The organism is Streptomyces sp. NBC_00019, assembly GCF_045041015.1.
Lineage (GTDB): Bacteria > Actinomycetota > Actinomycetes > Streptomycetales > Streptomycetaceae > Streptomyces.
Genome location: NZ_CP108302.1, coordinates 5,367,287 through 5,391,682, shown reverse-complemented (window position 1 = coordinate 5,391,682; position 24,396 = coordinate 5,367,287). Strand labels below are relative to the sequence as shown.

Annotated in this window: 21 protein-coding genes and 1 tRNA gene; 11 read left to right on the top strand and 11 right to left on the bottom strand. The window is 68.2% G+C overall.

Annotated elements, in window-relative coordinates; translation table 11 throughout:
• The first annotated feature begins 79 nt into the window (after positions 1–79).
• The gene (locus OHU89_RS25340; protein WP_046256534.1) at positions 80–628 is read left to right on the top strand and encodes a DNA-binding protein; all 549 of its coding nucleotides are present in this window, start codon (positions 80–82) and stop codon (positions 626–628) included.
• Positions 629–905: 277 nt separating this feature from the next.
• The gene (locus OHU89_RS25335) at positions 906–2,549 is read left to right on the top strand and encodes a serine/threonine protein kinase (RefSeq protein ID WP_405646052.1); all 1,644 of its coding nucleotides are present in this window, start codon (positions 906–908) and stop codon (positions 2,547–2,549) included.
• Between the two features lie 28 nt (positions 2,550–2,577).
• Here the strand turns inward: OHU89_RS25335 and OHU89_RS25330 are convergent, their stop codons facing one another.
• Together OHU89_RS25330 and OHU89_RS25325 are read right to left on the bottom strand one after the other, a co-directional pair.
• On the bottom strand, positions 2,578–3,867 hold the full coding sequence (locus OHU89_RS25330; protein ID WP_405646051.1) for a hypothetical protein: 1,290 nt from the start codon (positions 3,865–3,867) through the stop codon (positions 2,578–2,580).
• 117 nt (positions 3,868–3,984) lie between these two features.
• Entirely contained in the window at positions 3,985–4,113 is a 129-nt protein-coding gene (locus tag OHU89_RS25325) for a DLW-39 family protein (protein WP_003999697.1), read from the bottom strand.
• A 338-nt stretch (positions 4,114–4,451) separates the two neighbouring features.
• On the opposite strand from OHU89_RS25325, the gene OHU89_RS25320 reads away from it, so the two are divergent.
• Entirely contained in the window at positions 4,452–4,796 is a 345-nt protein-coding gene (locus tag OHU89_RS25320) for a DUF6344 domain-containing protein (RefSeq protein WP_405646049.1), read from the top strand.
• Between the two features lie 208 nt (positions 4,797–5,004).
• Here the strand turns inward: OHU89_RS25320 and OHU89_RS25315 are convergent.
• The 9 genes from OHU89_RS25315 to dnaA all read right to left on the bottom strand — a co-directional run bounded on the left by OHU89_RS25315 (position 5,005) and on the right by dnaA (position 17,765).
• Positions 5,005–5,078: transfer RNA gene (locus OHU89_RS25315), tRNA-Ile, on the bottom strand.
• 124 nt (positions 5,079–5,202) lie between these two features.
• Positions 5,203–6,003, bottom strand: coding sequence for a DUF3566 domain-containing protein (locus tag OHU89_RS25310; protein ID WP_365393459.1), 801 nt, complete (start codon positions 6,001–6,003; stop codon positions 5,203–5,205).
• A gap of 18 nt (positions 6,004–6,021) precedes the next feature.
• A complete protein-coding gene (gene gyrA, locus OHU89_RS25305) occupies positions 6,022–8,616 on the bottom strand; it encodes a DNA gyrase subunit A (RefSeq protein WP_405646047.1) in 2,595 nt (864 codons plus the stop codon).
• A 42-nt stretch (positions 8,617–8,658) separates the two neighbouring features.
• Positions 8,659–10,698, bottom strand: a complete 2,040-nt coding sequence (gene gyrB, locus OHU89_RS25300) for a DNA topoisomerase (ATP-hydrolyzing) subunit B (protein ID WP_266890067.1) — start codon at positions 10,696–10,698, stop codon at positions 8,659–8,661.
• Between the two features lie 415 nt (positions 10,699–11,113).
• Positions 11,114–11,650 carry a DUF721 domain-containing protein gene (locus OHU89_RS25295; protein ID WP_266890070.1) on the bottom strand — a complete coding sequence of 179 codons (537 nt, stop codon included), beginning with the start codon at positions 11,648–11,650 and terminating at the stop codon, positions 11,114–11,116.
• Entirely contained in the window at positions 11,647–12,768 is a 1,122-nt protein-coding gene (recF, locus tag OHU89_RS25290; protein ID WP_405646045.1) for a DNA replication/repair protein RecF, read from the bottom strand. The genes OHU89_RS25295 and recF overlap by 4 nt, the downstream gene beginning before the upstream one ends.
• Before the next feature lie 72 nt (positions 12,769–12,840).
• A complete protein-coding gene (gene gnd, locus OHU89_RS25285; protein ID WP_405646043.1) occupies positions 12,841–13,716 on the bottom strand; it encodes a phosphogluconate dehydrogenase (NAD(+)-dependent, decarboxylating) in 876 nt (291 codons plus the stop codon).
• Between the two features lie 133 nt (positions 13,717–13,849).
• On the bottom strand, positions 13,850–14,980 hold the full coding sequence (gene dnaN, locus OHU89_RS25280; protein ID WP_067436160.1) for a DNA polymerase III subunit beta: 1,131 nt from the start codon (positions 14,978–14,980) through the stop codon (positions 13,850–13,852).
• Positions 14,981–15,836: 856 nt separating this feature from the next.
• Complete coding sequence (gene dnaA, locus OHU89_RS25275; RefSeq protein WP_405646041.1) at positions 15,837–17,765, bottom strand: chromosomal replication initiator protein DnaA; 1,929 nt, start codon at positions 17,763–17,765, stop codon at positions 15,837–15,839.
• Positions 17,766–18,140: 375 nt separating this feature from the next.
• On the opposite strand from dnaA, the gene rpmH reads away from it, so the two are divergent.
• From rpmH to OHU89_RS25235, 8 genes are all read left to right on the top strand, one after another.
• Positions 18,141–18,278: a 50S ribosomal protein L34 gene (gene rpmH, locus OHU89_RS25270; protein WP_006381191.1), complete on the top strand. Its 138-nt coding sequence runs from the start codon at positions 18,141–18,143 to the stop codon at positions 18,276–18,278.
• Between the two features lie 21 nt (positions 18,279–18,299).
• Positions 18,300–18,671, top strand: a complete 372-nt coding sequence (rnpA, locus tag OHU89_RS25265; RefSeq protein WP_171142192.1) for a ribonuclease P protein component — start codon at positions 18,300–18,302, stop codon at positions 18,669–18,671.
• Positions 18,668–19,021, top strand: a complete 354-nt coding sequence (gene yidD / locus OHU89_RS25260; protein WP_266890082.1) for a membrane protein insertion efficiency factor YidD — start codon at positions 18,668–18,670, stop codon at positions 19,019–19,021. Before rnpA ends, yidD begins: the two co-directional genes overlap by 4 nt.
• A 3-nt stretch (positions 19,022–19,024) precedes the next feature.
• Complete coding sequence (gene yidC, locus OHU89_RS25255; RefSeq protein WP_405646039.1) at positions 19,025–20,296, top strand: membrane protein insertase YidC; 1,272 nt, start codon at positions 19,025–19,027, stop codon at positions 20,294–20,296.
• A 15-nt stretch (positions 20,297–20,311) separates the two neighbouring features.
• Positions 20,312–20,824 (top strand): R3H domain-containing nucleic acid-binding protein, encoded by a 513-nt coding sequence (locus OHU89_RS25250; protein WP_266890086.1) that lies wholly within the window; start codon positions 20,312–20,314, stop codon positions 20,822–20,824.
• Between the two features lie 127 nt (positions 20,825–20,951).
• Positions 20,952–21,671 carry a 16S rRNA (guanine(527)-N(7))-methyltransferase RsmG gene (rsmG, locus tag OHU89_RS25245; protein ID WP_405646036.1) on the top strand — a complete coding sequence of 240 codons (720 nt, stop codon included), beginning with the start codon at positions 20,952–20,954 and terminating at the stop codon, positions 21,669–21,671.
• Positions 21,672–21,982: 311 nt separating this feature from the next.
• Positions 21,983–23,056: a ParA family protein gene (locus OHU89_RS25240; RefSeq protein ID WP_323185213.1), complete on the top strand. Its 1,074-nt coding sequence runs from the start codon at positions 21,983–21,985 to the stop codon at positions 23,054–23,056.
• Entirely contained in the window at positions 23,053–24,153 is a 1,101-nt protein-coding gene (locus OHU89_RS25235; protein WP_405646034.1) for a ParB/RepB/Spo0J family partition protein, read from the top strand. Before OHU89_RS25240 ends, OHU89_RS25235 begins: the two co-directional genes overlap by 4 nt.
• Positions 24,154–24,396 lie beyond the last annotated feature (243 nt).

The window sequence follows — 24,396 nt, the reverse complement described above, 5'->3', positions numbered from 1 at the left end:
AACGACCACTCTCCGTAAGATGCTCGGCGTGGTTCGCTACAGCGAACCACGGTATTTGGGGAAGCGATGGGGAGACGCAATGGACGCCGCACAGCAGGAAGCGACCGCAAGAGCGCGGGAACTGCAGCGGAACTGGTACGGGGAGCCGCTGGGGGCGCTCTTCCGTAAGCTCATCGACGATCTTGGTCTCAACCAGGCTCGTCTCGCGGGGGTGCTGGGACTGTCCGCACCGATGCTGTCGCAGCTGATGAGCGGTCAGCGGGCGAAGATCGGCAATCCGGCCGTGGTCCAGCGAGTGCAGTTGCTGCAGGACCTGGCGAGGCAGGTCGCGGACGGCAGCGTCAGCGCGGCCGAGGCGACCGAGCGGATGGACGAGATCAAGAAGTCGCAAGGGGGCTCGGTGCTCAGCAACGCCACGACCACGACGAGCAGTTCGGGAGCGCCGACGGTCAAGCGGGTCGTCCGTGAGATCCAGTCGCTGCTGCGGTCGGTCGCGGCCGCGGGGGACATCATCGAAGCGGCCGACACCCTCGCCCCGACCCATCCGGAACTGGCAGAGTTCCTCCGGGTCTACGGCGCGGGCCGCACCTCCGACGCGGTCTCGCACTACCAGTCCCACCAGAGCTGACCTCGCGGCCCGGTCACCGAAGGGGGTTCGGCAGCCGGGCCGACGGCCGAGGAGGCGCGAGGGAGTCGCGCCGCGCGAAAAGGGCACGGGGGTCGTCGCTCATCCGGGGAGGGACACGTGGGGGCGTGTCACTCACCGGCCGGGAGGCGGGCCGTGTCACTCGCCGGGGGGCGGTGCGAGGGGTGTCACTCATCCTGAAGCGGTGTGACGGGAGTCGTATCGCTCGTGGAGGGGGAGGCAAGGGGGGAGACCGCAGGGGGAGGAGCGACGCACTGCCATGGGTGAGGTCTTCGCCGGCCGGTACGAACTCGTCGATCCGATCGGGCGCGGAGGTGTCGGCGCCGTGTGGCGCGCCTGGGACCACCGCCGCCGTCGGTATGTCGCCGCCAAGGTGCTGCAGCAGAGCGACGCGCACTCGCTGCTGCGCTTCGTCCGCGAACAGGCGCTGCGGATCGATCACCCCCATGTGCTCGCGCCCGCCAGCTGGGCCGCCGACGACGACAAGGTCCTGTTCACCATGGATCTGGTCGGCGGTGGTTCGCTGGCCCATCTGATCGGGGACTACGGTCCTCTGCCGCCGCCCTTCGTGTGCACGCTCCTCGACCAACTCCTGTCGGGGCTGGCGGCGGTGCACGCGGAGGGTGTGGTGCACCGGGACGTCAAGCCCGCCAACGTGCTGCTGGAGGCCACCGGTACCGGTCGGCCCCGGCTGCGGCTGTCCGACTTCGGCATCGCGATGCGGCTGGGCGAACCGCGGCTGACGGAGACCAACCTCGTGGTGGGGACGCCGGGTTACATCTCGCCCGAGCAGATGATGGGCTCGGATCCGGACTATCCCGCCGATCTGTTCGCCGTCGGCCTGGTCGCGCTGTATCTCCTGGAGGGCGCCAAGCCGGACGCCAAGGCTCTCGTCCAGTACTTCGCGGCACATGGGACGCCGAGTGCGCCCAAGGGCATTCCCGAGCCGCTGTGGCAGGTCGTGGCGACACTGGTGCAGCCGGATCCGCAGGCGCGGTTCCGCACCGCCACGGGGGCGCGCAAGGCGCTCGCCGCGGCCGCGGAGCTTCTGCCGGAGCCTGGCCCCGACGACGAGCTGATCGAGATCTTCGACCAACTGGGGCCACTGCCACCGGGGTTCGGACCGGCGGGGCCGCTCAAGCCCGCGCCGGGGGTGCGGACGGGGTTCTCGGACACGGGGCAGGGCTGGGACTCCTCGGGGTCGGGAACCGTCCCCCGGCCACTGTCCGGGCAGACCGACCCAGGACCGAGTGCCGGCTTCCCACCGTCCGGACAGGCAGCCCCGGGACCGGACACCGGCGTCCGGCCGTCCGCGCGGGACGACGAACCCGCCTCCGCATGGCCCGGCACCGACTCCGTGCCGACGGATCCGCGTCGGGGCCACGCCCCCGGTGCCGTACCGTCCGATCCCCGTCAGAGCACCGGACCGCGGCCGACGGCGTCCCTCTCCGAGTCCTCCGGTGCCTCGCAGCCGCCCAGCATGTCGGACACCGGCAGCTTCCCGCTGCCACCCCCGCAGGCCACCGGCTCCTCCCCTCAGGTGCGCCCCCCGGACGCCCAGACACCGCCACAGACACAGCAGGGCGCGCAGCACCAGCCCTCCCGCGTCTCCCCCGATGACCCCACGCATGTCCTGCCCTCCCCCCGACCGCAGGCGCCGCCCTACCCGACGCGGCCCCTGGCGTCACCGCCGCTCCATCGCGCCGATGCCTCTACTGCTTCGTACACCGCTCAGGTCCCGCAGGTTCCACCTCCGGCCCAGGAAACTTCGCGGCACCGCGCAGGCAGAGGAGCGCGCAGGGCACGACGGCGTCCCGGCCCTCCGGCCAAGGTGGTCGTCCCGATGCTGCTTCTCGCGCTGGCCTGCTACGCCGTGGGCTTCTGGGCACTGACCCGGATCTGAGCACCCACGGGCACCACAACCCCCGCTCCTACCCGACGGCCCCGGCCGCCCTCCGCCGAGCCACCACCGTCCACGCCCCCAGCACCACCAGCACCAGGCTCCCGCCCCCGATCCCCGCCACGGCGACCACCTTCATCACCGCGTCGCCTCCCGCGCCCCCGCCCTCGGCCGCCGCCTCCCGGTCCTGAGCCGACACCTCGAAGAGGCCCCGCGGATCGGACGGCGCCGCGTAGGCGGGTGCCGCCTCGGTCGTGCCGTCGATCCGCACCCGCAGCGTCACGCCGAACGGCTTGTCGCCGTACTTCTCGGCCATGGCCGACGAGAGATGGAGGGCGAGGTAGTACGAGCCGGCGAACCGCATGGCTCTGACCTGTCGGGAGGAGTCGTAGCGGTTGGTGTAGTCGACCGGGGGCAAGGGGTCGAGGGAGTCCGTCTTCTGGGTGCCGTTGTAGCCGATGCCCACGTCGTCGACGGGCATGCGTGCGGGGTTGTACAGCGACGTGATGAGCGCACTGCCCACATAACGGCCGCGGGTCGTGCTGCCCAGCTCGGCGGTGACGTGGAGTTGCTGCCCCCAGTCGACCGGCACTTTGTAGAAGAGTGTCTGCCCGGGCGCGACATCGGCGCTCCAGACCCCCTGCTTCACCGGCACGGCCTCGTCGAAGCCCGCGCCACCTGGACGTCGTACGGCCTGGTCCGTCGGAGGCTGTGGGGGCGTCGAGTTCCAGCTCTGCGGCGCGTTCGTCCCCTCGGCCTGGTCCAGGCCCGACTCCGACACCGGAGCGAGCTCCAGCTCCCAGTCGTCCGGCGACGCGTCCGTGCCGTCGATGCGCTCGACGCGCACGTAGTACAGGCCGCCGCCCTTGCACAGGGCGCGCTCGGAGAAGGCCTCCCTCGCTCCCCAGGCGACGATCGGCCGAGGACTGCGGCTCGCTCCGAAGTTGGCGCTCTCGAAGGAGCAGGAGCGGCTGTCGGCGTCCTGCAGGTACACCCTGATGCCGCTGCCGGTGGAGACCGTCGTGCCCGCGCGCGGGACGGCCGTGACGGAGACGTACGTGTCCGACGTCTCGTCGAGTACGAGGCGGTAGTAGAGCTTGCCGCTCGCGGGGAGGGTGCTCCTGTACGTCTCGCCGATGTCGAGGGACTCGGCGTCCGAGGTACTCGCGGCTCCGGTGATCGACCGGACGTCCGGGGCGAACCCGTAAGAGGGGCTGGGTGTACTCGCCGCGAGGGCCGTCTGCCCCGGCAGAAGGGCGGCCAGGGCCATTCCCACGACAGCCGCGAACACGCCGCGCCACCGCACCGTACGCCGCCCCATCACGCGCCACCCCTCGCCGTCGCCTGATCGTGGCTCATCCTGCCCGGCTGCGTCTCACGCAACACAAAACCCCGACCGCGAGGCGGCCGGGGTCTGTTCAGAACCGAATATCGGTACTCACGAACCCGTGGGCACGGAGTCGGTCGCCTCCGTCCACAGATCCTGCTCGGCGCGATCCGCCTGGATCTGGCGGTACACGAGGAGCCCGCCGATGGCGGCCAGTGCGACCAGGAGAAGCTTCTTCACCGTGCGACCTCGTCTTTCCTTGACGTAGGGGACCTCTGGCGCCCGACTATACACACCGACCGATACCGATCGGTGACCTGCGTCAGCCCCTCAACTTCCGTCCTGCACACCGCAGTAGAAGCGGATGACGCCCGTCCGATCTGAGGGTGATCACACCTCCACGGACGGTCACTTTGGACCTCCTCCTCCACTCTCCTCCACTTTTCGGGCTCCTTGCACCCATCCGAGTGGTGTTCATCTGAACATCGACGCGCCGCGGGCGTCGGTCCGTGATTTCGCAGCCCCCATACACATCATGAGGAAAGTACGCAAATCGCCCAACCCGAAAGTGAGGGGCCATGGCCCAGAACAAGGTCATGAACCTGTGGACCGCCATCGTCACCGCCCTCCTGGCGCTGTGCACGACGCTCGGACTCATCACCACGACCGCCGCCGCGGCCGTACCGCAGACCGAGCCGACCCGCAACAGCAGCACCGAGACCACGACACCGGCGCCATCCCTCTGGCCCTGGTCCTACACCAGGTCCCTGCCCCCCACGATGAAGCAGCGCATCCGAGCAGAGGCCCACGGCAAGACGCCCAGCTGCCGCAACCGCCCGCCCGCGGACACGGAGGACGCCGACGGGGCCACGTCCCCCTGCGACGACTCGGCCGCCGAGCCGGCCACACCCCTCCAGCGCTGACAGGCGCCGTCCCCACCACGATGTATCGGCGAACTTGCGTACAGCCCGCTACATAGACGTACAGACAAGCGACACCCCCCGGTCTCCGTCGACCGGGGGGTCATCGTGCTTGGATGACTGAGCCCATCGCCCAGCCTTCGTACTGCTGCCAAAACAAAGAACGGGTGCCTCCCGCTGGGGAGACACCCGACTTCTCGATCTTTGTCTGTGGGGCTAACAGGATTTGAACCTGTGGCCTCATCCTTATCAGGGATGCGCTCTAACCAACTGAGCTATAGCCCCGCCGCGCCCTGCGGTGTGTGTCCCGCGCGCTGACTCCTGAAGATTAGCGCACGACATGGGCAGTCCCAAAATCGGTTGTCCGCGGCCCCTCAGGAGGGGTTTGAAACGGCGATCGGAGTTAATGTCACTCGTCCTCGGCGAGCGTCAGCTCGACACCGCCGACGAAGCCCGCGGACAGGTTGTAGATGAACGCGCCGAGGGTCGCGAGAGCCGTCGCGAGGACGACGTCGATGACCGCGATGATCGTCGTGAACATCAGGACGTTCGGCAGCGACAGGAAGGACTGCAGGTCGAAGCCGTTCGACTCGTTGGAGCCGGTCGCCTCGGAGATCGTGCCGCCGACAGTCGAGAAGACGCCCATCGCGTCCATGACCATCCACAGCACCGCGGCCGCCACGATCGTGCAGATGCCCAGCGCGATGGAGAGCAGGAAGCTGACCTTCATCACCGACCACGGGTCGGCCTTGGCCACCCGCAGCCGCGCCTTTCGGGTGCGCGGCGTCGTGCGCGCGCCGGTGCGCGGGCGGCGTACGGCGCCCGCGGAGACGGCGGCCTGCGCCGGGTAGGCCTGCGGCGGGTGGTACGGCCCGGCGGCCTGCTGGGGTCCGCGCTCTCCCGGCAGCGGGGACGGAGCCGGCTGCTCAGCTGAAGGCTGCTGCTGCGGCTGCGCGCCCGGAGCAGCCGAGCCCGCGCCGGCCGCGTACTGCTGGGTCTGCGGGCCTCGGGTGTCCGTCACAGTTCCCCCCTGGGATCCATGCGAGTCGGGCGAGGGTGAGTCCTTCGCGGGCGACTTGATCGCTTTGAGCTGGGTCGTGTGCGAATCTGTCGCCTGCGCGGCGGAGCCACGGCCGCCGCCGTCCGTGTCCGTACCGGCCTGAGAACCGGTAGAGGTACCGGACGATCCGGCGCCCGTGGCTCCGCTCACGCTGACTCACTCCTCGTGCTACTCGGCCGAGGGCGCCTCACCCTCGTCCGTGCCGGTGGTCGCGGCACCCTCGGCGGTCTCGTCGACGGCGTCAACGCCCTCGACCTCCTCCGCCTCGCGTCCCGCCTCGGCGTTACGTGCGATACCGACGACGGCATCGCGCTTGCCCAGGTTGATCAGTTGGACGCCCATGGTGTCACGGCCCGTCTCCCTGACCTCGTTGACTCGCGTACGAATCACACCGCCGCCCAGCGTGATGGCGAGGATCTCGTCGGTCTCCTCGACCACCAGCGCGCCGACGAGAGAACCACGGTCCTCCACGATCTTGGCGGCCTTGATGCCGAGGCCACCGCGACCCTGGACGCGGTATTCGTCGACGGCGGTCCGCTTCGCGTACCCGCCGTCTGTGGCAGTGAACACGAACGTACCGGGTCGAACAACATTCATCGAGAGCAGCTCGTCTCCTCCGCGGAAACTCATGCCCTTGACACCCGAGGTCGCACGGCCCATAGGTCGCAATGCGTCATCAGTGGCAGTGAACCTGATCGATTGAGCCTTCTTGCTGATCAGAAGCAGATCGTCCTCGGCCGAAACAAGCTCGGCTCCGATCAGTTCGTCGTCCGAACCGTCGTCCGTCTCCCGGAGGTTGATCGCGATGACACCACCGGAACGCGGCGAATCGTAATCCTTCAGAGCCGTCTTCTTGACCAAGCCGCCCTTCGTGGCCAGCACCAGGTACGGCGCCACCTCGTAGGTGCGGATCGCGAGGATCTCGGCGATCGCCTCGTCCGGCTGGAAGGCCAGCAGGTTCGCCACGTGCTGTCCACGCGCGTCACGGCCGGCGTCGGGAAGCTCGTACGCCTTCGCTCGGTAGACCCGGCCCTTGTTCGTGAAGAACAGCAGCCAGTGGTGGGTCGTGGAGACGAAGAAGTGGTCGACGATGTCGTCTTCCTTGAGCTTCGTGCCGCGCACGCCCTTGCCGCCGCGCTTCTGGGCGCGGTAGTCGTCGGTCTTGGTGCGCTTGACGTAGCCCCCGCGCGTGACCGTGACGACGATGTCCTCCTCGGCGATGAGGTCCTCGATGGACATGTCACCGTCGTAGGGGACCAGCATCGTCTTGCGGTCGTCGCCGAACTTCTCGACGATGACCGCGAGTTCCTCGCTGACGATGCCGCGCTGGCGGACCGGCGAGGCCAGGATCGCGTTGTACTCCGTGATCTTCGCCTGGAGTTCGTCGTGCTCCTGGATGATCTTCTGGCGCTCCAGGGCGGCCAGTCGGCGCAGCTGCATCTCGAGGATGGCGTTGGCCTGGATCTCGTCGATCTCCAGGAGGTCCATCAGGCCCGTGCGCGCGATGTCGACGGTGTCGCTGCGCCGGATCAGCGCGATGACCTCGTCGATGGCGTCCAGGGCCTTCAGCAGACCACGCAGGATGTGCGCCCGCTCCTCGGCCTTGCGCAGCCTGAAGCGCGTACGACGGACGATGACCTCGATCTGGTGCGTCACCCAGTGGCGGATGAACGCGTCCAGCGACAGCGTGCGCGGAACGCCGTCGACCAGCGCCAGCATGTTGGCGCTGAAGTTCGACTGAAGGTCCGTGTGCTTGTAGAGGTTGTTCAGTACGACCTTGGCGACCGCGTCCCTCTTGAGCACGATGACCAGACGCTGACCGGTACGGGAGCTGGTCTCGTCCCGGACGTCCGCGATACCGCCGACCTTGCCGTCCTTCACCAGGTCGGCAATCTTCTGCGCGAGGTTGTCGGGGTTGGTCTGGTACGGCAGCTCCGTGACCACCAGGCACTGGCGGTTCTGGATCTCCTCGACCTCGACGACCGCGCGCATGGTGATCGAGCCACGGCCCGTGCGGTACGCCTCCTCGATGCCCTTGCGGCCCACTACGAGCGCGCCGGTCGGGAAGTCGGGGCCCTTGATGCGCTCCATCAGCGCGTCCAGGAGCTCCTCGTGCGAGGCCTCCGGGTTCTCCAGGTACCACTGGGCGCCGGAAGCCACCTCGCGCAGATTGTGCGGCGGGATGTTGGTCGCCATACCGACCGCGATGCCTGCCGAGCCGTTGATCAGCAGGTTCGGGAAGCGGGCGGGCAGGACGGTCGGCTCCTGGGAGCGGCCGTCGTAGTTGTCCGTGAAGTCGACGGTCTCCTCGTCGATGTCGCGGACCATCTCCATGGACAGCGGCATCATCTTGCACTCGGTGTACCGCATGGCGGCCGCCGGGTCGTTGCCGGGAGAGCCGAAGTTGCCGTTGGAGTCCACCAGCGGCATCCGCATCGACCACGGCTGCGCGAGGCGGACCAGCGCGTCGTAGATCGAGGAGTCGCCGTGCGGGTGGTAGTTGCCCATGACGTCGCCGACGACACGGGCGCACTTGTAGAAGCCGCGCTCGGGGCGGTAACCGCCGTCGTACATGGCGTACAGGACGCGGCGGTGGACGGGCTTGAGGCCGTCCCGGACGTCCGGCAACGCGCGGGAGACGATGACGGACATCGCGTAGTCGAGATACGAACGCTGCATCTCCGTCTCGAGCCCGACGGGCTCGACACGCTGGGCGATGACGCCGCCCTCTTCAGGGGTGACAGGAGTGTTCTCGTCGGCCATTGCTGGTGAAGATCCTTCCTGGTGCGGTCAGCTGAGACCGACTCAGATGTCGAGGAAGCGGACGTCCTTGGCGTTGCGCTGGATGAACGCGCGGCGGGCCTCGACGTCCTCGCCCATCAGGACCGAGAACAGGTCGTCGGCCTGGGCGGCGTCGTCGAGGGTGACCTGGCCGAGGACGCGGTGCTCCTGGTCCATGGTCGTCACGCGCAGTTCCTCGGCGTTCATCTCGCCGAGACCCTTGAAGCGCTGGATCGAGTCCTCGCGCACGCGCTTGCCGCGCTGGCGCCCCATCTCGATCAGCGCGTCGCGCTCGCGGTCCGAGTACGCGTACTCGATGTCGTCCCGGCCCCACTTGATCTTGTAGAGCGGGGGACGGGAGAGGTACACGTGCCCGGCCTCGACCAGCGGCCGCATGAAGCGGAACAGGAAGGTCAGCAGCAGGGTGCTGATGTGCTGTCCGTCGACGTCGGCGTCCGCCATCAGGATGATCTTGTGATAGCGGAGCTTCTCGATGTCGAAGTCCTCGTGCACACCCGTGCCGAAGGCCGAGATCAGCGCCTGGATCTCCTGGTTCTGCAGGATCTTGTCGATCCGCGCCTTCTCGACGTTGAGGATCTTGCCTCGGATCGGGAGGATCGCCTGGTACTGCGGGTTCCGGCCGGACTTGGCCGAGCCGCCGGCGGAGTCACCCTCGACGATGAAGATCTCGCACTTGGTCGGGTCGTTCGACTGGCAGTCCGAGAGCTTGCCCGGCAGCGACGCCGACTCCAGCAGGCCCTTGCGACGCGTCAGGTCACGCGCCTTGCGGGCCGCCACGCGCGCGGTGGCCGCCTGGATGCCCTTGCGGATGATGTCCGCGGCCTCGACCGGGTTGCGGTCCAGCCAGTCGTTGAGGTGCTCGTAGACGGCCTTCTGCACGAAGGTCTTCGCCTCCGTGTTGCCCAGCTTGGTCTTCGTCTGGCCCTCGAACTGCGGCTCGCTCAGCTTGATCGAGATGATCGCGGTCAGACCCTCGCGGATGTCGTCACCCGTGAGGTTGTCGTCCTTCTCCCGCAGGAACTTCTTGTCGCGCGCGTACTTGTTGATCAGGTTCGTGAGCGCCGCGCGGAAGCCCTCTTCGTGCGTACCGCCCTCATGCGTGTGGATGATGTTGGCGAACGAGTACACACCCTCGGTGTAGCCGCCGTTCCACTGCATCGCGACCTCGAGCGAGAGGCTCCGCTCCTTGTCCTCGGCCTCGAGGTCGATGATGGAGGGGTGCACCGCCTCTCCCTTGCGGGAGTTGAGGTACTTCACGAAGTCGACGATGCCGCCCTCGTAGTGGTACGAGACGGTCTTGACCTCGTGCTTCTCGTCCTCGCCCGCCTCGTCGGCACCGGCGGTGGCCTTCGCCGACTCGCGCTCGTCCGTGAGATTGATGGTCAGGCCCTTGTTGAGGAAGGCCATCTCCTGGAAGCGCCGCGAGAGCGTCTCGAAGGAGTACACGGTGGTCTCGAAGATGTCGGGGTCGGCCCAGAACGTGACCGAGGTCCCGGTCTCGTCGGTGGCCTCGTGCCGCTCGAGCGGAGCGGTGGGCGCGCCCGCCTTGTACTCCTGCGTCCAGCGGTAGCCGTCGGTCCTGATCTCCACGGCCAGCTTGAACGAGAGGGCGTTCACGACGGAGACGCCGACGCCGTGCAGACCACCGGAGACGGCGTAGCCGCCGCCGCCGAACTTGCCGCCCGCGTGCAGCACGGTGAGCACGACCTCTACGGCCGGCTTCTTCTCGATGGGGTGGATGCCCACCGGGATGCCACGGCCGTTGTCGATCACGCGCACGGCGCCGTCGGCGAGGATCGTGACGTCGATGGTGTCCGCGTGCCCGGCCAGCGCCTCGTCGACCGAGTTGTCGACGACCTCCTGCACAAGGTGGTGCAGGCCGCGCTCACCGGTCGAGCCGATGTACATACCGGGTCGCTTGCGAACCGCGTCCAGACCCTCGAGGACGGTGATGGCGCTGGCGTCGTACGAGGCGGTGACCTCGCCGTTCGCTCCGACGCCGGTGGACGGGATGTTCTCGTTGGGGTTGCCGGAATCGGCCACGAAGCGCCCTTTCTGGCACAGCACGAGCCAGGCTCGTCGGCGGTTTGCCGGAGCGGCTGCGGCATGTTGCGTTGGTAAGCCTTGTTCAGCGTTGCTCAGCTTGTCCCGGCGGTCCCCACGAGTGGGGCGGGATTAGCTTCCAGTCTACCGGTAGCGCCGACAGTGATGGGGGTTTGCCGGTACCTGAGTCCGCATGTGCCGCCCTAAATCCTCCTCCTCCGGGTCCCCATATACGGAGCAGGGCTCCAAGAGGCTCACGGAGGCACTCAGCGCTTCGGGCTGTCAACCCTTGGCTACTTGGGAGTCACGTCGCTGTTCGCAACCGCGTGGGGTCCTGCGACACGAAGGCCGCCGACGGTCCTTCACAGCCGTCGACGGCCTTGGATGTGATGTCTGTCACCCGCAGGTTTGCCGGTCACCCGTAGGTGTCACCAGGGCCGGTGCTGCCCGGGGCGCGCAAGGGGCCATAGCGCCGCGGAGGCCCCGCAGGCCCCTGCACCTTGATGACCCGCACGGCCCCGTGCCCGAGATCCTCGTTGAGCCGGGCCACCAGCGTCGGCGCGAGCAGCCGCAGATTGGTCGCCCAGGCCGTGGAGTCACAGCGCACGATCAGGACCCGCTCGTCCTCGTCGTACCGCTCCGGCTCGCAGTGCTTGGCCACGTCCTCGCCGACGATCTCCGGCCAGCGCCCCATCACCCCGCCCACCGCCGCCGGGGCCTCCCAGCCGCGCTCGCTGATGAGCCGGTTGATCGCGGAGCCCAACGCCATCGGGTCGCGCCCGTCGGCGCGCGCGCCGGAGCGCAGACCACCCCGCCGCGCCTGCTTCTTCTGCTGCGCCGCGTCCCCACGCGCGCGTGCCTGCTCTTTGGCCGCCCTGAGCGCCACGCGCGCGAGGTCGACACCGGAGGGCTCGGGGCTCTTCTCGGGAGCGGGTTCCTGAGGGCTGCTCATACGCGCTCCACCACCCCTTCGGACACCGAGTACCGCGCCCCCACCAGCAGATGCGGTACGTCGTCGTCGACCGCGGCCGTCACCAGGACCTGCTCACCAGGGGCCACCAACTCCGCCAGCCGCTCCCGGCGCCGGGTGTCCAACTCGGCGAAGACGTCGTCGAGGATCAGCACCGGCTCATTGCCCTCCGCGCGGAGCAGGTCGTACGACGCCAGGCGCAACGCCAGCGCGTACGACCAGGACTCGCCGTGCGAGGCGTATCCCTTGGCGGGCAACTGACCGAGTTTGAGAACCACATCGTCTCGATGAGGGCCTACGAGGGTGACGCCCCGCTCGATCTCCTGCTTGCGGGCGTCCGCGAGCGCCGACATCAGCTGCGCGTAGAGGTCCTCGCGGGTGTGCGCCTCGCCCGGCGCGGACGGCTTGTACTCCAGGGCGATCGGACCACCGCCGGGGGCCAGCTGCTCGTACGCCTTGTCGGACAGCGGCTGGATCGCGGCGATCAGGTCGAGCCGCTGGGCGAGCAACTCGGCGCCCACACGCGCGAGGTGCTGGTCCCACACGTCGAGGGTGGACAGGTCCATGGACCGACCGCCGTGCCGTCGGGCGAGCGCCGCGGACTTCAGCAGGGTGTTCCGCTGCTTGAGGACCCGCTCGTAGTCGGAGCGCACGCCGGCCATGCGCGGGGAGCGCGCGGTGATCAACTCGTCGAGAAAGCGGCGCCGCTCACCGGGGTCGCCCTTGACCAGCGCGAGGTCCTCCGGCGCGAACAGCACGGTCCGCACGATGCCGAGCACGTCACGCGGCCTGACCTGCGATGACCTGTTGATACGGGCGCGGTTGGACTTGCCCGGGTTCAGCTCCAGCTCGATCAGCTGCTGCCGCTCGCCCTGCTTGACCTGTGCCCGGATCACCGCGCGGTCGGCGCCCATGCGGACCAGGGGCGCGTCGGAGGAGACGCGGTGGCTGCCGAGAGTGGCGAGATAGCCGACCGCCTCGACCAGGTTCGTCTTGCCCTGCCCGTTGGGGCCGACGAAGGCGGTGACGCCCGGGTCGAGCGGAACTTCGACCCGGGCGTACGAGCGGAAGTCGGCCAGCGACAGATGCGTGACGTGCATGGTCGGGCGCCGACCTCCCCCAGCTTGTGGACTGCGCCTTGCGTCCTGTGGATCGCGACGCAGCCCTGTGGATTACTTCTTCTCGACCGCGTGGCCGCCGAACTGGTTGCGCAGCGCCGCGATCATCTTCATCTGCGGCGAGTCGTCCTGACGGGACGCGAACCGCGCGAACAGGGACGCGGTGATCGCCGGAAGCGGTACCGCGTTGTCGATGGCGGCCTCCACGGTCCACCGGCCCTCGCCGGAGTCCTGTGCGTAACCGCGCAGCTTGTCCAGGTGCTCGTCCTCGTCGAGGGCGTTGACCGCGAGATCCAGCAGCCAGGAGCGGATGACGGTGCCCTCCTGCCAGGAGCGGAAGACCTCCCGGACGTCCGTCACGGAGTCGACCTTCTCCAGCAGCTCCCAGCCCTCGGCGTAGGCCTGCATCATCGCGTACTCGATGCCGTTGTGGACCATCTTCGAGAAGTGGCCCGCGCCCACCTTGCCGGCGTGCACGGCACCGAAGTCGCCCTCGGGCTTGAGCGCGTCGAAGACCGGCTGCACCTTGGCGATGTTCTCGGCGTCGCCGCCGTACATCAGCGCATAGCCGTTCTCCAGGCCCCACACACCGCCGGAGACACCGCAGTCGACGAAGCCGATGCCCTTGGCCGCAAGCTCCTCGGCGTGCTTCTCGTCATCCGTCCAGCGGGAGTTGCCGCCGTCCACGACGACGTCACCGGGCTCCAGGAACTCGGCCAGCTCGTCGACCGTCGACTGGGTCGCGGCACCGGCCGGGACCATCACCCAGACCACGCGCGGGCCCTTGAGCTTGCCCACAAGCTCTTCCAGGCTGTGGACGTCGGCGAGGTCCGGGTTGCGGTCGTATCCGATGACGGTGTGACCTGCGCGGCGGATCCGCTCGCGCATGTTGCCGCCCATCTTGCCGAGGCCGACGAGACCGAGCTCCATCAGTTGTTCCTTAGGTTGCTGTGGCGTGTGAGGCACCTTCGTACCCACGTCCGAGCCTAAACCCGGACGCTCACGCACACCTGTGGGCATACCCGCTCAAACGTATGCCCCGACCTGCGGGTTCTCTGAAGGGTCAGCCGCTGAGGCGCACCGGCATGATCAGGTATTTGTAGGCCTCGTCCGCCTCGGCGTCCAGCGCCGGCTTGCCGCTGAGCAGCGCGGGCTTCGTGGACGTCGTGAAGGAGAGCTGGGCGACCGGGGAGTCGATGGCGCTCAGGCCGTCCAGCAGGAACGTCGGGTTGAAGGCGATCGACACGTCGTCGCCCTCCAGCTGGGCGTCGACCCTCTCCACAGCCTGTGCGTCGTCGCTGGAACCTGCCTCCAGGATGAGCACGCCCTGCTCGAAGCTCAGCCGCACCGGGGTGTTCCGCTCGGCGACCAGGGCCACGCGCTTGACGGCCTCCACGAAGGGGGCGGTCTCGATCACGGCGATGGAGTTGAACTCCGTCGGGAACAGCGAGCGGTACTTCGGGAGGTCGCCCTCCAGCAGGCGGGTCGTCGTACGACGCCCGGCGCCCTCGAAGCCAATCAGGCCCTCGCCCGCACCCGAGCCGGAGAGCGCCAGGGTGACGCTGTCGCCGCTCGTGAGCGCCTTGGCGGTGTCCAGGAGCGTCTTGGCGGGCACCAGGGCCACCGCGGACGCCTCGGGGTTCTCCGGCTTCCACAGGAACTCGCGGACCGCGAAGCGGTAGCGGTCGGTGGAGGCCAGCGTGACGGTGTCGCCCTCGATCTCGATGCGCACACCGGTCAGGACGGGCAGCGTGTCGTCGCGGCCGGCGGCGATGGCGACCTGCGCGGCGGCGGAGGCGAAGACCTCACCCGGGACGGTGCCGGTCGCGGTCGGCATCTGCGGCAGCGCCGGGTACTCCTCCACAGGCAGGGTGTGGAGTGTGAATCGCGAGGAGCCGCAGACCACGGTCGCCCGTACACCGTCTGTGGAAATCTCCACCGGTCGGTTGGGGAGCGCGCGGCAGATGTCGGCGAGGAGCCGGCCGGACACCAGGACCGTGCCTTCCTCCTCGACCTCGGCCTCCACGGACACCCGCGCCGAGACCTCGTAGTCGAAGCTGGACAGGCTCAGCTGGCCTTCCTCGGCCTTCAGCAGAAGGCCGGCGAGGACAGGCGCCGGCGGACGGGCCGGGAGGCTGCGTGCCGCCCAGGCCACTGCCTCCGCGAGTACGTCGCGTTCCACCCGGATCTTCACTGTTGCCGCCTCCTGCTGTTGCCGGCGCTTCGCTCTGCCTGGCCCTCGTCGTCTGACTCGGTGTCGTCAGCCCCGGTGAGGGGAAGGACACCGGGGAACAGTCTGACGCACCCCACTGACAGTAGGTGCCTCTCGGGGTCAAGTCGTGACGAGGGGCAGCCGGGAGCCGGACAGCGAGTTGTGCACAGGGCCCACTTCGAAACGGATTCCCAGCTCTCTCTAGTTGGGAGTAGTAGTAGGGGCTGTGGAAACGGTGGATAACTGCGTTTGCGCAGGTCACACCGGAAATTTTGTCCACTGACCCTGTGGGCGGAGGCGGTGGACAACCGGGCTCATCTGTGGAGAACAGAAAGTTCTGCACATCCCGTGCACAGCCTGAGGCGACTTCTCCCCAACGCCGTCCCCAGCTTTACCCACGTTTCCCACAGGGCAACCGGGCACCTTCGTGTGACGCCTTTCACTCGACCCGGTGAGCAGCCGCGTCGCGTTGCCGAACAGTGGACAGCGGTGTGGAGAAACTGGTGATCACTGGGGACAACGCGCCTCAGCCTGTGGGTTGCCGGTGGACAACTTCGTGCACAGCCTGTGGATCTTTTCTCTGTCCACAGCCTGTGGAGATCCTTCGTCCACGAATCCACAACCAGGTGACCTGCCCTGATGGTCTTTCAACCCGTGCGCCTGTGGACACAGTCTGGACAACTTCCCGGTCCCCAGGGTGTGGACGGGAAAAAGTCACCGAATCTGTGGAGGGAGGCCGTAACGCGGCAGCTATTCGAACACCGGGCTACGGCGTCATGAAGAAGGGCGCCCTCGGGAACTCGTCCCGGGGCGCCCTCAGAGGGTGTCTCTGCGGCCGTCAGCCGTTCTTGATGCGGTTCGTGAGCTCCGTGACCTGGTTGTAGATGGAGCGCCGCTCGGCCATCAGATTGCGGATCTTGCGGTCCGCGTGCATGACCGTGGTGTGGTCGCGGCCGCCGAACAGCGCGCCGATCTTCGGCAGCGAGAGGTCCGTCAGCTCCCGGCACAGGTACATGGCGATCTGGCGGGCGGTCACGAGTGCGCGGCCGCGTGAGGTGCCGCACAGGTCCTCGACGGTGAGGCCGAAGTAGTCGGCGGTCGCGCTCATGATGGCCGTCGACGTGATCTCGGGCGCCCCGTCGTCGCCGCCGGGGATGAGGTCCTTGAGGACGATCTCGGTCAGGCCCAGGTCCACCGGCTGCCGGTTGAGCGACGCGAACGCCGTCACCCGGATCAGCGCCCCCTCCAGCTCGCGGATGTTGCGCGAGATGCGGGAGGCGATGAACTCCAGGACCTCCGGCGGGGCGTTGAGCTGCTCCTGCACCGCCTTCTTGCGGAGGATCGCGATACGCGTCTCCAGCTCCGGCGGCTGGACGTCGGTGATCAGACCCCACTCGAAACGGTTCCGCAGCCGGTCCTCCAGCGTCACCAGCTGCTTTGGCGGCCGGTCGCTGGAGAGCACGATCTGCTTGTTGGCGTTGTGGAGCGTGTTGAACGTGTGGAAGAACTCCTCCTGCGTCGACTCCTTGTCCGCGAGGAACTGGATGTCGTCGACGAGCAGGATGTCCATCTCGCGGTACCGCTTGCGGAAGCTGTCGCCCTTGCCGTCGCGGATGGAGTTGATGAACTCGTTGGTGAACTCCTCCGAGCTCACATAGCGCACGCGCGTGCCGGGATAGAGGCTGCGGGCGTAGTGCCCGATCGCGTGCAGCAGGTGCGTCTTGCCGAGCCCGGACTCCCCGTAGATGAAGAGGGGGTTGTACGCCTTCGCCGGCGCCTCGGCGACGGCCACCGCGGCGGCGTGCGCGAAGCGGTTGGAGGCGCCGATGACGAAGGTGTCGAAGAGGTACTTCGGGTTCAGGCGCGCCGTCGGCTCACCCGGGCCCGCCGCAGGTGCGGGCTTCGCGGCCAGCGGGCTCGGGGCGCCGCTGGACGCGGACACCGCCGGGCCGCCGCGGTGCATGTGCCCGCCGCCGGAGGGCGGCTCGGGATGGTCGCGGCGCGGGCCCGGCTGGTCGTATTCGGAGGAGCGGCGCGGCTGGTCGTAGTCCGGCCGCTGGTCGTCGTAGGGGGGCCGCTGCTGGTCGTAGTCGGGGCGCTGGCCGTCGTAGGGCGGGCGGTCCATCGGCTGCGGGCGGTAGTCCTGCGACGGCGAGGAGTACGAGTCCTGGGAGTACGACTCCTGCGACGGCGGCGTCGCGTACGGGTCCCGCTCGGGGAAGCCGAGGCGCGGCTGCTGCCAGCCGTACTCGTCCTGCTGCGGGCGTGGCCAGGCGCCGGGTTCGGGTCGCTGGTACTCGTTCGGGTAGGCGGGACGCGCGGTGGGCAGCTGGTCGTTCTGCTCGGCGCGGCCCGGCCGGCGGTCGTCGGCGCGGTGGCGGCCGTAGCCCTCGTACTGCCTGTCGGTCTGGCCGTCGTACTGGTTGGAGGGGAGTTCGGGCTCTTCGTAGCGTGGCTGCGGGCGGGCGGCCGGAGGGGCCGGGGGCTCGCCGGCGGAGTCGTCGACGGTGATCGCGATGCGGATCGGGCGGCCGCACTCGCGGCTCAGCGTCTCGCTCACGATCGGCGCGAGGCGGCCTTCGAGTACGCCCTTCGCGAATTCGTTCGGTACGGCGAGCAGGGCGGTGTCGGCGACCAGTGCTAGGGGCTGGCAGCGGCGGATCCAGTGCTCGTCCTTCGTCTCGACCCCCTGCCCACGGCCCCCGTCGAGGAGCTGCTCGAGTACTCGTGGCCACACTGCGGCAAGATCGGCAGGTACGTCAGCCACAGGGCACGCTCTCTCACGGGGTCCCACGATCGTGTGGTGGTGGGACGAGTCGGGATTCAAAGGGGGTGGGGCACAGACATGGGAACGAATCGGAGTTCAGCCACGGTAGTCAGGGCGGCGGGTGAGGTTCAAGTTGTTGTCCCCAGCCTGTGGATAGTGTCTCCTGGTGACCGCTGGTTTGACCGGATGGCGTAGCCGCGCGTACCGTAACCAGGTCGAGTTGTCGATGGCTGCTGCCGCCTGCCTCCGATGGGCACAGATCGCGTCAGGTGATCGGGAAGCGGTGCACTCGGGCGTAAGCGAGAGCTACTCGTGGGCGCACGGTGACAGCCAGGACGGCACCCGCCACCACCGATTGATTTCTGGAGCCCCCGAGTGAGCAAGCGCACCTTCCAGCCGAACAACCGTCGTCGCGCCAAGACCCACGGCTTCCGCCTGCGGATGCGTACCCGTGCCGGTCGCGCGATTCTCGCGAACCGCCGTGGCAAGGGTCGCGCCAGCCTGTCCGCCTGATCCTGATCAGGTCATGACGTCGTGCTGCCTACCGAGCATCGGCTGAGGCGGCGCGAGGACTTCGCGACCGCGGTACGACGGGGGCGCCGGGCAGGCCGTCCGTCCCTCGTCATCCATCTTCGTAGCGGTGCCACGGACCCGCACGCGCCTGGGGAGAGCGCTCCCCCGACGCGTGCGGGTTTCGTCGTGAGCAAGGCCGTGGGCGGCGCGGTGGTGCGCAACAAGGTGAAGCGCAGACTGCGGCATCTGATGCGCGACCGGGTCGACCTGTTTCCCCCCGGTAGCCTGGTAGTCGTACGAGCGCTACCCGGTGCGGGTGACGCCGACCATGCACAGCTGGCCCGAGACCTGGATGCCGCCATCGAGCGGTTGCTGGGAGGGGGCGCGCGATGAAGTACCCGCTGCTGGCTCTGATCAAGCTGTACCAGTGGACGATCAGTCCGCTGCTGGGGCCTGTCTGCAAGTACTACCCGTCGTGCTCCCACTACGGCTACACGGCCATCGACCGGCACGGTGCCATCAAGGGCACGGCGCTCACCGCCTGGCGCATCCTGCGGTGCAATCCGTGGTCGCTGGGCGGTGTGGACCATGTTCCGCCCCGTAAGCGCCCGCGGTGGCACGAATTTCTGCGTAACGCCTGGCGTGCACGCAAGGGCGGGCCCTCCGCCGCCGAAACGGCCATTGAAGGACAGACTCCTTCGAGCCCGGCCGCAGAGACACCGTCCCATGCCCAAGGAGCATGATTAGTGGACACGATTGCCAGCCTCTTCAGCTTCATCACGACACCTGTCTCCTGGGTCATCGTCCAGTTCCACAAGGTGTACGGCGCCGTTTTCGGGCCTGACACCGGGTGGGCCTGGGGCCTGTCGATCGTGTCCCTGGTGATCCTGATCCGTATCTGCCTGATCCCGCTCTTCGTGAAGCAGATCAAGGCGACCCGGGCGATGCAGACGCTGCAGCCCGAGATGAAGAAGATCCAGGAGCGCTACAAGAACGACAAGCAGCGCCAGTCCGAAGAGATGATGAAGCTCTACAAGGAGACGGGTACCAACCCGCTCTCCTCGTGTCTTCCCATCCTGGCGCAGTCGCCGTTCTTCTTCGCGCTGTACCACGTGCTCAACAGCATCGCGAACAACGACACCATCGGCTCGATCAACCAGAGCCTGCTGGACAGCGCGCAGAAGGCGCACATCTTCGGGGCCCCGCTGGCCGCGAAGTTCACCGACAGCGCCTCGGACGTCGCCGCGCTCGACGCCTCGCTGACCACGGTCCGCATCGTGACCGCGGTCATGATCGTGATGATGTCGGCGTCGCAGTTCTACACGCAGCGCCAGCTGATGACGAAGAACGTCGACACCACGGTGAAGACGCCGTTCATGCAGCAGCAGAAGATGCTGATGTACGTCTTCCCGGTCATGTTCGCCGTCTTCGGCATCAACTTCCCCGTCGGTGTCCTCGTCTACTGGCTGACCACCAACGTGTGGACCATGGGCCAGCAGATGTACGTCATCCACAACAACCCGACCCCGGGTTCCAAGGCCCAGGCCGCGTACCTGGAGCGCCTGACCAAGCACGTCACGAACCACGGCAAGACGCGCAGCCGGGGTGAGAAGGCCATCGTCAAGGCCATCGTGGCCAAGGGCCGCGACCGCAACGAGTTCGAGCGCAAGTTCATCAACGCTCTGAGCAAGACGGGCCTCGCGGCCCAGGCGGACGGCACCGTGGTGAAGGGCGAGGCCCAGGCCGCCGCCGAGACCGAGGACGGTACGCCGACGACCGGCGGTACTCCCAAGCGTCAGCAGCCGAAGCGGCAGAGCAAGTCGCAGCGGCAGTCCGGTGGTGCTTCAGGTGCTCCGAAGGCGGCCGACGAGCCCACGTCGCTCATCAAGTCCGATGAGCCCGAGGACGCCAAGCCCGCCACTCCGGCCAAGAAGCAGCCAGGCGGCAGTAGCCGCAGCAAGGCCCAGTCCGGACAGCGCAAGGGTCCGCAGCGGCCCAAGTCCCCGTCCAAGAAGTAAGAAGGAGTCCATCCCGTGACGGAAGGCACCATCTCCGCTGCTGCCGAGGGTGTAGACACCCTGTCCCGCCTGGAGCAGGAGGGCGAGATCGCGGCGGACTACCTCGAGGGTCTGCTCGACATCGCCGATCTCGACGGCGACATCGACATGGACGTCGAGGCCGACCGCGCCGCTGTTTCCATCATCAGCGACTCGGGCGGCCGCGACCTGCAGAAGCTGGTCGGCCGCGACGGCGAGGTGTTGGAGGCGCTCCAGGAGCTCACGCGCCTGGCCGTGCACCGGGAGACCGGGGACCGCAGCCGGCTGATGCTGGACATCGCGGGCTACCGCGCCAAGAAGCGTGCCGAGCTCTCCGAGCTGGGTGCCAAGGCCGCCGCCGAGGTCAAGAGCACGGGTGAGCCCGTGAAGATGCAGCCGATGACGCCGTTCGAGCGCAAGGTCGTGCACGACGCCGTCAAGGCTGCCGGTCTGCGCAGCGAGTCCGAGGGCGAGGAGCCGCAGCGCTTCGTCGTTGTGCTTCCCGCCTGATCGGTCCGTACGTTCCTCCGGCCCCGTCTGTAGCGCAGACGGGGCCGAACTTTGTCAGCCTGATAGTTCTGGTGGATGTGGTGATCGGCGCCGCGTGCGCCCATCGCGGTACGGAAGGACGGTCCCCGTGACGGAGGCAGCGGAGCTTCCCCCTGCGCCCGAGCAGGCGCGCACGGTGTTTGGTGATCGCTACGCGGATGCGGTCCGGTACGCGGAGCTGCTCGCTGAGGCGGGCGTGCAGCGCGGTCTGATCGGCCCGCGTGAGGTGCCCCGGCTGTGGGAGCGGCACCTGCTGAACTGTGCGGTGCTCTCGGAGGTCGTTCCCGAGGGTGTGACGGTCTGCGACGTCGGTTCGGGCGCCGGCCTCCCCGGCATTCCCCTGGCGCTCGTCCGGGAGGACTTGAAGATCACACTGCTGGAGCCCCTGCTGCGGCGTACGACCTTTCTGACCGAGGTCGTGGAGCTGCTGGGCCTGGACCACGTCACAGTCATCCGTGGGCGCGCCGAGGAGGTCATGGGCAAGCTGCCGCCGGTGCACGTGGTGACGGCGCGTGCCGTGGCCCCGCTGGACCGCCTGGCCGCCTGGGGCATTCCTCTGCTGCGCCCGTACGGCGAGATGCTCGCGCTCAAGGGAGACACGGCGGAGGAGGAGCTCAAGGCGGCGGGCACGGCGCTGAGCAAGCTGGGCGCTGTGGAGACGTCGATCCTGCACGTCGGGGAGGGCGTGGTGGATCCGCTCTCCACGGTGGTGCGGGTCGAGGTCGGTGAGAGCCCTGGCGGCGTGCGCTTCGCGGCGAAGCGGGCCAAGGCGGCTCGTACGGGACGGGCCCGTAGGCGTCGGGGATAGTCGTCGGGGAGACGGCCGGAGTCAGCGACGCCGTCGGCGTCGCTGATCCGTCCTGACGACGAGACGTACTCCACACAAGCTGTCAAACGTACGCATGCCGGAGTGTCGCGACACTTCGGGCTCTTCTGCTGTGCATCGTGTTTCACGTGAAACGTCGCTCACTGCTGCACGGCATCATCAGCCGTGGTCGCGCCGCGGCCGAACCGCGTGACCGGAAGCCTCTCGGGTCTCTCAGAGAGGTAACGGAGTTGTCCACAGAGGTGGATTTCTCCACAGAACGCCAGGCCTCACTGGTTCACGACCCCGAAGACATGGGAGGCTCTGTTCATTGCGAGCCTGAAGTCGAGGAGAGTGAATCCTTGCGGTCCGACGCCAACATCGCGGGACCGATGACCGATCCGGTCCCCGGTCCCCGTACCGAGTCGATGGGGGACGATGTTTCACGTGAAACACCGCCCCCTATGGACGACACTCCCATCGGTCGTGCTGCCCAATTGGCGGTGGAGGCTCTGGGTCGTGCCGGTGAGGGCCTGCCTCGGCCTGAGCAGACCCGCGTCATGGTGGTCGCCAACCAGAAGGGTGGCGTGGGCAAAACGACGACAACGGTCAACCTCGCCGCTTCTCTGGCGGTGCATGGCAGCCGTGTCCTCGTGATCGACCTCGACCCGCAGGGCAATGCATCCACGGCCCTGGGTATCGACCACCACGCCGAAGTGCCGTCCATTTATGACGTCTTGATCGACAGTAGGCCGCTGGCCGAAGTCGTCCAGCCGGTCCCGGACGTAGAGGGTCTCTTCTGCGCTCCCGCCACGATCGACCTCGCCGGCGCGGAGATCGAACTGGTCTCCCTGGTGGCACGTGAGAGCCGGCTTCAGCGGGCGATCCAGGGGTATGAGCACCCGCTGGACTACATCCTCATCGACTGCCCGCCCTCGCTCGGCCTGCTGACCGTCAACGCGATGGTCGCCGGTGCCGAGGTCCTCATTCCGATCCAGTGCGAGTACTACGCGCTGGAGGGTCTGGGGCAGTTGTTGCGCAACGTCGATCTGGTGCGGGGGCACCTCAACCCCAACCTGCACGTCTCGACGATCCTGCTCACCATGTACGACGGCCGGACGCGCCTCGCGTCCCAGGTCGCGGACGAGGTGCGCACCCACTTCGGTGGCGAGGTGCTGCGGACGAGCATTCCCCGCTCGGTCCGTATCTCCGAGGCGCCGAGCTACGGGCAGACGGTGCTGACCTACGATCCAGGATCGAGCGGTGCCCTCTCCTATCTTGAGGCGGCACGAGAAATCGCGCTGAAGGGCGTGGGTGTCGCCTATGACCCGACGCAGGCCCATATCGGCACCCAGAGCAACCCGAGCATGGTGGAGGGCATCCAGTGAGTGAGCGACGGAGGGGTTTGGGCCGTGGGCTCGGCGCACTGATCCCTGCTGCCCCGACGGAGAAGACGCCGGCTCCGGCCGCGGTGGGGGGCGCCGGTTCCGCGTCTCCGACGGCCGTACCGGTGCTGACGACCGACCGCGGAGTGGCTGCGGCGAAGGTGGCCATGCTGCCGCCTGTTTCACATGAAACCGAGGAACCGTCGGTCAACGGCTACGCGGAGACGCCCGGGCCTCCCGTGGGCGCCTACTTCGCGGAGCTCCCGCTCGACTCCATCACGCCGAACCCGCGCCAGCCGCGCGAGGTCTTCGACGAGGACGCGCTGCAGGAACTGGTCACCTCCATCCAGGAGGTCGGTCTCCTCCAGCCGGTCGTCGTACGCCAGGTCGGTCCTGGGCGCTACGAGCTCATCATGGGCGAGCGGCGCTGGCGGGCCAGCCGTGAGGCGGGCCTGGCAGCGATCCCGGCGATCGTGCGGGCCACGGACGACGAGAAGCTTCTCCTGGACGCTCTCCTGGAGAACCTGCACCGGGCTCAGCTGAACCCACTGGAAGAGGCCGCCGCCTACGACCAGTTGCTGAAGGACTTCAACTGCACGCACGACCAGCTGGCGGACCGCATCGGCCGTTCCCGTCCGCAGGTCTCCAACACCCTGCGTCTGCTGAAGCTCTCGCCGTCCGTCCAGCGCCGGGTGGCCGCCGGGGTCCTGTCCGCCGGGCACGCACGCGCCCTGCTCTCCGTCGAGGACTCGGAGGAGCAGGACCGTCTGGCTCACCGGATCGTGGCCGAGGGACTCTCGGTGCGTGCCGTCGAAGAGATCGTGACCCTCATGGGGTCGCGACCGCAGACGGCTCAGCGTTCCAAGGGGCCGCGAGCCGGCGCCCTGGTCTCCCCGGCGCTGACCGACCTGGCAGGCCGTCTCTCGGACCGCTTCGAGACGCGGGTGAAGGTCGACCTGGGGCAGAAGAAGGGCAAGATCACGGTCGAGTTCGCCTCCATGGAGGATCTCGAGCGGATCCTCGGCACGCTCGCCCCCGGCGAGGGACCCGTCCTCCAGAAGAGCCTTCTGGACGGCGACGCCGAGGACATGGAGGACTAGAGCCTCAGACCGGCAGGGCGCGATGCCCGGCAGTCGAAAGAGCGGGCTGTGTCCGGCGGGTACCGGACACAGCCCGCTCTTTGCTTTCAGGCGGTATCGAGGCAATCACATCGTGGATACGATGCGTTCGGGTATGGCGCATCCACCCGGCAGCACCTCAGGGGGAGGGCAGGTGTCATGCGAACGGTGAGCCGCACCGGACTGGTGAGCGCGGGCCTGGGGCTGGGCGCGGTCGGCGGCTTC